Origin of the sequence: Halobacillus sp. (assembly GCF_049282395.1) — a bacterium.
GTDB lineage: Bacteria > Bacillota > Bacilli > Bacillales > Halobacillaceae > Halobacillus.
Genome location: NZ_JBAPTY010000060.1, coordinates 25,147 through 33,811 on the forward strand (window position 1 = coordinate 25,147; position 8,665 = coordinate 33,811).

The window sequence follows — 8,665 nt, forward strand, 5'->3', positions numbered from 1 at the left end:
GTGTATAGATTAAAGAGTGAAAAGGTTGGTGACCAGGGATGGCTGAAATGGAAAGACTGCAGAAAGTGATCGCCCATGCAGGTGTAGCTTCTCGTAGAAAAGCAGAACAAATGATTATAGATGGTAAGGTTAAAGTTAATGGTGAAGTAGTTAAAGAACTTGGAACAAAAGTGAGCTCGAATGATGATGTTGAGGTAGAAGGGGTACCGATCGTGAAAGAGGCACCTGTTTATTACTTGCTCTATAAACCGCGTGGCGTGATTTCAAGTGTAAGCGATGATAAAGGCCGTAAAGTTGTTACGGATTATCTGCCAGAAGTGGATGAGAGGATCTTTCCAATCGGCAGGCTTGATTATGATACCTCCGGCTTGCTTCTTTTAACAAATGACGGCGAATTCGCCAACCTTCTTATGCATCCAAAGCATGAAGTTGATAAAGTATATATTGCGAAAACAAAAGGGATTCCTTCACGTGAACAGCTGCAGCAATTAAAAAAGGGAATTAATATTGATGGAGAGTACTTAAAGGCTGTGCACGCCAAGATTAATTCTTCTGATCCGAAAAAAAACAGTGCGATTATCCAGGTTATACTTCATGAAGGAAAAAATCGTCAAGTTCGCCGGATGTTCGAAGCTCTTGGCTATCCTGTCGACAAACTTAAGCGTGAGAGATACGGCACGCTTGATTTACATGGAATGAACGCTGGAGACTCTCGTCCATTAAAACCTCATGAAGTTAAGCAGCTTCGCCAGCTTGCAGAAAAAAATGTTGAATAACGTTCAAATTTTCCGTTTCCAATCAATGTTATAATGAGTTGGGAGTGAATGATATGAAGGAACAGACACTAAAGAAAAAAAGAAAAAGGCTTGTTTTTCGTACGGTTATTCTTGCGGTAATGGCTGGATTGGTTATATTTGCTCTTATTTCTAATGCAAAAGAAGAGAAGTCCGTTATTGCTCAAGGAGAACAAGCTCCTAACTTTCAATTGCAAAAATTCGGAAGTGATGGGGAGACAATGGCCTTAGATGATTTAAAAGGTAAAGGAGTTATGGTCAATTTCTGGGCAACGTATTGTGGCCCCTGTAAGGATGAAATGCCTTATATGGAAGAATTATATCCCGAATTTAAAGAAAAAGGGGTGGAAATTCTTGCGGTTAACCTCGATTCCACTGAATTAGTCGTACAGAATTTTATAGACCAATATAATTTAAGTTTTCCGGTTTTACAAGATAAAAATGGTCAGGTTATGGATTTATATAACGTTAGCAATCTGCCTGCGACATTATTCATCAACTCTGATGGTGAAATTGTAGAGAAAGTAATTGGCCCACTTACTTTAAGTAAATTGGAAGGCCACTTACAGAAAATTGTACCTGAGGAGTAGAGTTTACTTGATATTGTGAGGTTTTAATATGAACGAAATAACATGTGAGTGCGGCCATGTGAACCCTGAAGGCACGGTTCTTTGTGAAGCGTGTGGTAAACCTATTGAAGGAAATCAGCATATCAATGGCAATGAAGACAAAAAGCTTCTAAACATGCGGTACGATGGCAGCGCCCGGCGGTCTCAAACTTATAACCGCACGATTGTGGACAAAATCTGGAATTTCTTTTCTTCTGTGAAGGTGGGCGTGTGGCTGATTGTTCTTACGTTAATTGCTTCAGCAGTAGGTACTATTCTCCCCCAGGAAATGTACATACCTCCAAACGTAGATCCAGCTTCACACTATCGAGATCAGTATGGGCTGTTTGGACAAATCTATTACCAGCTTGGTTTTCATAATTTATTTAGTTCATGGTGGTATATGTTGTTAATTGCCATGATCGGTATTTCAATTGTAATTGCCAGTATCGACCGATTTTTTCCTCTTTATAAGACATTAAAAAAACAAAAGCCCAAGCGTCATGAATTGTTCATGAAAAAGCAACGTGTTTTTGGTGTAACAGAGGCAGATCAGGTAGACCTGGAGCTTTACAAAAAGAATTTAAAAAAGCGCAGGTTTAAAATTTATGAGCAGGATGGACACATCCTTGCTGAAAAAAACCGCTTTGCCCGCTGGGGGCCATATGTAAACCATATAGGATTAATTATATTTTTAGTAGGGTCGCTGCTTCGGTTTGTCCCGGCATTTTACATTGACGATTTTATATGGGTACGTGAAGGTGAAACTACTATGATTCCAGGAACGGAAGGCAAATATTATATAAAGAACAAAGACTTTATCCTGGAAACTTATAATGAGGACGATGAAACGGATGCTCGGTTTAAAGAAGCGATTCAGAAACAAGGGGGACCTATTCCGAAAACGTTTCAGACTAACGCAGTCATATATGAACGAACGGATGAGATTATCCCTGGTAAGGAACCAGAATTAGCAGAACTGAAAGATACACAGGCAAAAATGAACCATCCGATCAAATTTGATGATTTTGCTCTTTATCAAGCCAGTTATCAGTTAAATGAGTTTAAAGAAATGACTTTTAAAATTCATGACAAAGAAAATGAAGATACAAATTATGGAGAGTTTACCGTAGATTTGTCCGACCCTAAGAATGAATATACTCTCGATAGCGGCTATCGTGTAGAGATAAATAATTATTTCCCTGAATATGAAATGCAGGAAGGAGCCCCTGTATCTGTCTCCAAATATCCAAAGAATCCTGCTTTCGTCTTTAATCTTTATCCTCCTGATTCCCAAGAAGCAGAAACTAGCTTTCTAGGAATCGGTGCCAATGTGGATGCTAGTGGAGAAAACGACTATAAGATCGGTCTTGTCAATTTTGACGTCCGTGACGTAACAGGACTTACGGTTAAGAAAGACCATACGCTTCCGATTATTGCGTTAGGTGGTGCCATTTTTATGCTAGGTGTTATCCTGGGAATGTATTGGAATCATCGGAGAATCTGGCTTCAGCCTAAAGAAAATGGAGTCTGGATTGCCGGGCACACGAATAAGAACTGGTATGCTCTTAGGCAGGAGATAAACAAAGTAATTTCTGGAACTCACATTCAGGAGCCCCTGGATCAGTATGAAAAGAAAGAATAGAATTTATTAGTGTTTGAGGAGGATAAAAAATGGGAGATTTAAGTGCAATTAGTGGAAATTTACTATATGCTGCTTTTTTCCTTTATTTGATCGCAACTTTTTTCTTTGGGGCAACGATCCGGGATAAAAAGAGAGCGAAAAGCAGAACTGCAGGGAATATAGGAATATCTATTACTATACTGGGTTTTATAACTCAAGTGGGTTACTTCATAACAAGGTGGATTGCAAGTCACCATGCACCAGTTAGTAACTTATTTGAATACACTACGTTCTTTGGAATGATGCTCGTATTTGCATTCATAGTCCTGTATTTTATTTACAGAGTGGATCTGCTTGGTCTTTTTGCATTGCCAATCGCTTTACTGATCATCGCTTTTGCGAGCATGTTTCCGACTGAAATTTCTCCATTAGTACCATCTTTGCAATCACACTGGCTCTATATTCACGTCACGACAGCTTCACTTGGCCAGGCTATATTATCAGTCAGCTTTGTGGCGGGATTGATTTACTTAATTTCCCAGATTGATCAGTCCAAATCAAATAAGCACACCTCGTGGCTCGAGTTCGTCATTTATACAATAGCTGCTGTGGTTGCTTTCATCGTTCTATCATCCACCTTTAGCGCCTTGAATCATCAAACAGTTTTTCAAGCGCCAATTGAAGGTCAGCAGACGGAAATTACTTACCAGATGCCTGCCTTTATCGGACCGGCAGATGGAGATTTAGTTACAGAGGAAGCTATGCATCCCCTGATTGAAGCGCCGGAATGGATGCGCGGGGAGGATGCAGCTGTTAAGCTAAATACCTTTATTCTATCCTTACTTGGCGGTCTCATAATCTATGGAGTATCAAGACTCTTGATGAGAAAAAGAGTGGGTGCATTTTTACAGCCTATGCTTAGAAAAAGAGTAAATCCAGAACTGGTCGATGAAGTTTCCTACCGTGCCGTCGCCATCGGTTTCCCTGTATTTACTTTAGGTGCTCTTATTTTTGCCATGATTTGGGCTCAGCAAGCATGGGATCGCTTCTGGGGATGGGACCCTAAAGAAGTGTGGGCTTTGATCACCTTCTTTTTCTATGCAGCCTATTTACACTTGCGGCTTTCAAGAGGTTGGCAGGGAATGAGGTCGGCCTGGCTTGCCGTTGGTGGTTTTGGAATTATCATGTTTAACTTAATTGCGGTAAATTTGGTGATTTCTGGACTTCACTCCTATGCATGATTTATTCTTAAAGGCAGGAAGGGTTTTTTACCCCCCTGCCATTTTTATTTATGAAATGTAATAATTAGTATTAATTAAGGGTGGTTAGACTTATGGAACAAGAAGCCAGAATATTAGTAGTAGATGATGAAGATCGTATTCGACGTTTGATCCGCATGTACTTAGAAAGAGAAAATTATATTATTGATGAAGCAGAAGATGGAGACGAAGCTTTAAAAAAAGCAATCGATGTGGATTACGATGTTATTCTGCTCGACTTGATGCTCCCGGGGATGGACGGTATAGAAGTTTGTAAAGAGCTTCGGGAAAAGAAAGCAACTCCAGTCATTATGCTAACGGCCAAAGGGGAAGAAGCAAATCGTGTGCAAGGCTTTGAAGTGGGGACTGATGATTATATTGTGAAACCATTTAGTCCCAGGGAAGTGGTTTTAAGGGTGAAAGCTCTGCTACGCCGGTCTTCCTCTACTAAATTTTTGGAAACGGATACTTCTGCAAGAAATGTCCTGGTGTTTCCGCACATGACCATCGATAATGATGCTCACCGTGTAACAGCCGAAGGAAAAGAAGTAGCATTAACTCCTAAGGAGTATGAGCTCCTTAATTACATGGCTCAGTCACCTGACAAAGTTTTTCATAGAGAACAGCTTCTTAAAGAAGTTTGGCAATATGAATTTTTTGGTGACCTCAGAACCGTGGATACGCATGTGAAGAGATTAAGAGAGAAGCTGAGTAAAGTTTCCTCTGATGCTGCGGGTATGATCGTTACAGTATGGGGTATTGGCTATAAGTTCGAGGTAAGTGGAGAATAATGTTCTGGCGCAGTGTAGTAGGTAAACTGTGGTTTACTATATTATTCCTAGTATGCTTTGTCCTGTTTATTCTAACGGTGTTGTTATTAGAATTTTTTCAGAACTATCATATTCAACAAGCGGAAAGTCAATTACTTCAGACTGCTTCTAAAATTACAGAGGTAGTTGAAAGGTATGAAGATAGAAACCTGCTTCTTTCTACTACGGCACTTGTTAAAAATCCTGCGAGCCGGGCGTTGATCACTTATGGACCTGATGAAGTCATTGTAAGTGATAGCGAATCACAGGCGCTCCCTAAAATGACTTACAATTGGATCTCGTCCGATAACGATTTATCCAAAGTCATAAGTGAAGGACGCGATGTGAAAAAGGTTACAGAAATAAAGGAATTTGATACAGAGGTTATGGTGGTGGGAACTCCTTTAACGGAAAGAAATGGAGCCGTTTTTGTTTATCAATCTCTGGATACGATAGAGGAAACTTCTGAACAGACCACCAAGATTATTTTCCTTGGAGCAGGGATTGCTATTATATTGACTACGATCTTTGCTTTTTTCTTATCTACTCGTATTACTTCTCCCCTAATCAAGATGCGGGAAGGGGCCCTTGAACTTGCTAAAGGGGAATTTAACACGAAGATTCCTATTTTAACTCATGATGAAATAGGCGAGCTTGCTATGGCTTTCAACCGCATGGGACGTCAGCTTAAATTTCATATTAACGCCCTAAATCAGGAGAAAGAACAGCTTTCAGGCATATTGCGCTCGATGGCAGATGGAGTTATTACCATCAATCGTGAAGGAGAAGTTCTCATTACCAACCCTCCAGCCCAGCAGTATTTGGAAGCTGACAAGTTTGAGAACGATGAAGAAGGTACATTGAATCCAAGTAATTTGCCGGCTCCTCTTTATGAACTATTTGATGAAGTGATATCCAAAGAACAGGAAGCGATGACTGAAGTATCTTTGCAAGGCCGCTCCTGGGTCATTATTATGACTCCATTATACGATAAAGATACTATTAGAGGTGCGGTTGCTGTCTTACGAGATATGACAGACGAGCGCAGACTGGATAAACTTCGCAAAGATTTTATTGCCAATGTTTCCCATGAATTACGAACTCCTATTTCGATGCTTCAAGGGTACAGTGAAGCAATAGTAGATGATGTTGCGGAGAGTAAAGAAGATAAAAATGAACTAGCCCAGATCATCCACGATGAATCATTGCGAATTGGTCGCCTGGTCAATGAATTATTGGATTTAGCCCGAATGGAAGCGGGTCATATAAATTTATATGTGGAATCCGTAGAATTAGCTCCTTATATGGACAAGATCGAACGGAAGTTTCAAGGACTTTCTAAGGAACGCCAGGTGAGCTTAACCATAAATGTAGATCCAAATCTAGAATGGCTTTATTTTGATGCTGATCGGATAGAGCAAGTCTTTACAAATCTTATTGATAATGCCATTCGACATACAAGTGAACATGGATCCGTGAACGTAATTATTGAGGATGGAGGACATGAATGGATGGCATCTGTACATGATTCTGGTCAAGGAATTTCCGAAGATGATCTTCCTTTTGTATTCGAACGGTTCTATAAGGCAGACAAATCAAGAAAAAGAGAAGCATCTAAGCATAAAAAAGGAACGGGTCTGGGACTGGCTATTGCTAAAAATATTGTGGAAGCCCATAATGGAATGATCAGTGTGCACAGTAAGGTAGAAGAGGGGACCACTTTTTCTTTCAGGATCCCAAAGAAGATAGATTCTCCAGATAGCTAGTTGCTAAATGTCGAAATGTGAGTTAATCTAGTAATGGATAAAATAACTTTATATTGAGTGGATTCAGGTGCCTGAAAGGGCTTAAAATGGGAACCCGGTTAAAGGCCGGGACTGTCCTCGCAACTGTATGTGAAGACGAAAAGGAAGTTCCACTGTGCAAATGCACGGGAAGGGTCCTTAGTAGGATGACGCACAAGTCAGTAGACCTGCCTGATCCCAGTGTTTCAAAGCTTCGGGGATTGAGCGTTTGAGACAACCGATCGGTTCTATGTAAATAGATTAACTAACCCATCTGGTTTGTCTTAAGCTTGCCTTTGAACGAAGGCAAGCTTTTTTTGATGGATACATAGTGTGGCAGGTTGTCCATTCGTCCTTTCTAAAAAGCTATTATTAAAAAGTGAGAGGATGGAAACAAGATGAACAAACTTTATACCTTATTGCTGGCGATCTTATTAACGGCAGGTACTCTGAGTGGGTGCGGAACCCAGACCGAAGAGAAAGCTAATGCTGGTCAAGAAGAAGAAAAACAGGAAGTCAGTGTCCAAGTAGAGATCTCCAAAAATAATGGGGAGGAAACCTTAGCTGATAAAGAAATTTCCGTAGAGGAAGGCACTACCCTATTAAAGGTGATGGAAGACAATTTTGAAGTAGAACAAAGCGAAGGATATATAAATAGTATTGAAGGAATAGCAGGAAATCAAGAAAAGAAAATGGCGTGGATGTACACAATTAATGGGGAGGAAGCCCAGGTTGGAGCCAACGAATATGAAGTAAAGCAAGGCGATATGATTGTATTTGATTATCATTCGTGGGAATGATGAAACATGAATATTTATAAAATTACTCTAATTGCCATGCTTGCCTCATTAGCGGTTGCAGGAAGAATTGCTTTAAGCCATGTTCCTAATGTACAGCCGGTTACGGCCATCATCATTTTGACAGGATTTTGGATGGGTCCCGCTGCAGGTCTTATGATGGCATTCTTAACCACTGTTGTTTCCAATATGCTGCTTGGCATGGGGTACTGGACTATATGGCAGGTAGTTGCATGGTCAATCATCGGTTTGCTTGCCGGCATAATTGGAAAATTCAAACCTGAATTTCCTACCTGGGGCCTTACCATATATGGGTTTCTGTCAGGTATATTTTTCGGGGTGGTTATCTCCCTTACAATGCGATCCATTGGTCAGCCATTCTGGGCTTATTATTTGGCGGGATTGCCATACGATATAAATCATGCTATTTCAAATGTTATATTCATTTTAATTCTTTCTCCCGTTTTAAGCACCTTATTTAGACGGTATAAGAAGAGAAATGGATTAACTGGAAAAACACCATATGTTGGAACAACCAATTATCGTTCTTAAAAACACAGAATGCCGGGGGCCCCTGGTACCTGTGTTTTTTCTTTTTATTTTATTAGCTCTGCTACACTTGCTGGGTGAATTACAGTAAAGCTCACGCTACTAAGACTCAGTTTCGAGATAGTTGGGGCCGTTGCAAACAATAGATGAGGGCGGCTACGGAAACAACTCGTCTTGTTCCATCACCCAGACATTCGAGACATAAGCCGCTCATCAACGTATTGAAAAACCACAATTCTTTTAATGGGCGGCTTATGCTGGTCGTGTCTTTCGGGGTGATTCCACATTTGAACACTTTCCTGCGGCTCTACACGATGTAGGGTCGATCGACGTTGCGTCGTGCATGGCCGGAAAGCGAAATCATCCCCCGAAGGACTGTCCTCTTAGCTTTAATATCTCGAAACTGAGTCTTAAACAAACGGGAGCTTATCTATAATAAGC

The 8,665-nt window shown here is 40.5% G+C and carries 8 protein-coding genes and 1 riboswitch; all 8 genes read left to right on the top strand.

The window, feature by feature from the left end; translation table 11 throughout:
* Positions 1-47 precede the first annotated feature (47 nt).
* The 8 genes from WAM07_RS03185 to WAM07_RS03220 all read left to right on the top strand — a co-directional run bounded on the left by WAM07_RS03185 (position 48) and on the right by WAM07_RS03220 (position 8,227).
* A complete protein-coding gene (locus tag WAM07_RS03185; RefSeq protein ID WP_422164714.1) occupies positions 48-776 on the top strand; it encodes a pseudouridine synthase in 729 nt (242 codons plus the stop codon).
* A gap of 53 nt (positions 777-829) precedes the next feature.
* The gene (gene resA, locus WAM07_RS03190; RefSeq protein WP_422164716.1) at positions 830-1,384 is read left to right on the top strand and encodes a thiol-disulfide oxidoreductase ResA; all 555 of its coding nucleotides are present in this window, start codon (positions 830-832) and stop codon (positions 1,382-1,384) included.
* A gap of 28 nt (positions 1,385-1,412) precedes the next feature.
* The gene (resB, locus tag WAM07_RS03195) at positions 1,413-3,047 is read left to right on the top strand and encodes a cytochrome c biogenesis protein ResB (RefSeq protein WP_422164717.1); all 1,635 of its coding nucleotides are present in this window, start codon (positions 1,413-1,415) and stop codon (positions 3,045-3,047) included.
* A gap of 29 nt (positions 3,048-3,076) precedes the next feature.
* Positions 3,077-4,267, top strand: a complete 1,191-nt coding sequence (ccsB, locus tag WAM07_RS03200) for a c-type cytochrome biogenesis protein CcsB (protein WP_422164719.1) — start codon at positions 3,077-3,079, stop codon at positions 4,265-4,267.
* Positions 4,268-4,359: 92 nt separating this feature from the next.
* Positions 4,360-5,076: a response regulator transcription factor gene (locus tag WAM07_RS03205; RefSeq protein ID WP_422164721.1), complete on the top strand. Its 717-nt coding sequence runs from the start codon at positions 4,360-4,362 to the stop codon at positions 5,074-5,076.
* On the top strand, positions 5,076-6,860 hold the full coding sequence (locus WAM07_RS03210; RefSeq protein WP_422164723.1) for an ATP-binding protein: 1,785 nt from the start codon (positions 5,076-5,078) through the stop codon (positions 6,858-6,860). Before WAM07_RS03205 ends, WAM07_RS03210 begins: the two co-directional genes overlap by 1 nt.
* A 48-nt stretch (positions 6,861-6,908) precedes the next feature.
* Positions 6,909-7,088: riboswitch (cobalamin riboswitch) on the top strand.
* Between the two features lie 188 nt (positions 7,089-7,276).
* The gene (locus WAM07_RS03215; RefSeq protein WP_422164724.1) at positions 7,277-7,678 is read left to right on the top strand and encodes a DUF4430 domain-containing protein; all 402 of its coding nucleotides are present in this window, start codon (positions 7,277-7,279) and stop codon (positions 7,676-7,678) included.
* Between the two features lie 6 nt (positions 7,679-7,684).
* Complete coding sequence (locus tag WAM07_RS03220; RefSeq protein ID WP_422164726.1) at positions 7,685-8,227, top strand: ECF transporter S component; 543 nt, start codon at positions 7,685-7,687, stop codon at positions 8,225-8,227.
* Positions 8,228-8,665: the final 438 nt, after the last annotated feature.

Coding starts and splice junctions, on each gene's coding strand:
- WAM07_RS03210 (WP_422164723.1), top strand. CDS start 5,076: ATGTTCTGGCGCAGTGTAGTAGGTAAACTGTGGTTTACTATATTATTC.
- ccsB (WP_422164719.1), top strand. CDS start 3,077: ATGGGAGATTTAAGTGCAATTAGTGGAAATTTACTATATGCTGCTTTT.
- resA (WP_422164716.1), top strand. CDS start 830: ATGAAGGAACAGACACTAAAGAAAAAAAGAAAAAGGCTTGTTTTTCGT.
- WAM07_RS03205 (WP_422164721.1), top strand. CDS start 4,360: ATGGAACAAGAAGCCAGAATATTAGTAGTAGATGATGAAGATCGTATT.
- resB (WP_422164717.1), top strand. CDS start 1,413: ATGAACGAAATAACATGTGAGTGCGGCCATGTGAACCCTGAAGGCACG.
- WAM07_RS03215 (WP_422164724.1), top strand. CDS start 7,277: ATGAACAAACTTTATACCTTATTGCTGGCGATCTTATTAACGGCAGGT.
- WAM07_RS03220 (WP_422164726.1), top strand. CDS start 7,685: ATGAATATTTATAAAATTACTCTAATTGCCATGCTTGCCTCATTAGCG.
- WAM07_RS03185 (WP_422164714.1), top strand. CDS start 48: ATGGAAAGACTGCAGAAAGTGATCGCCCATGCAGGTGTAGCTTCTCGT.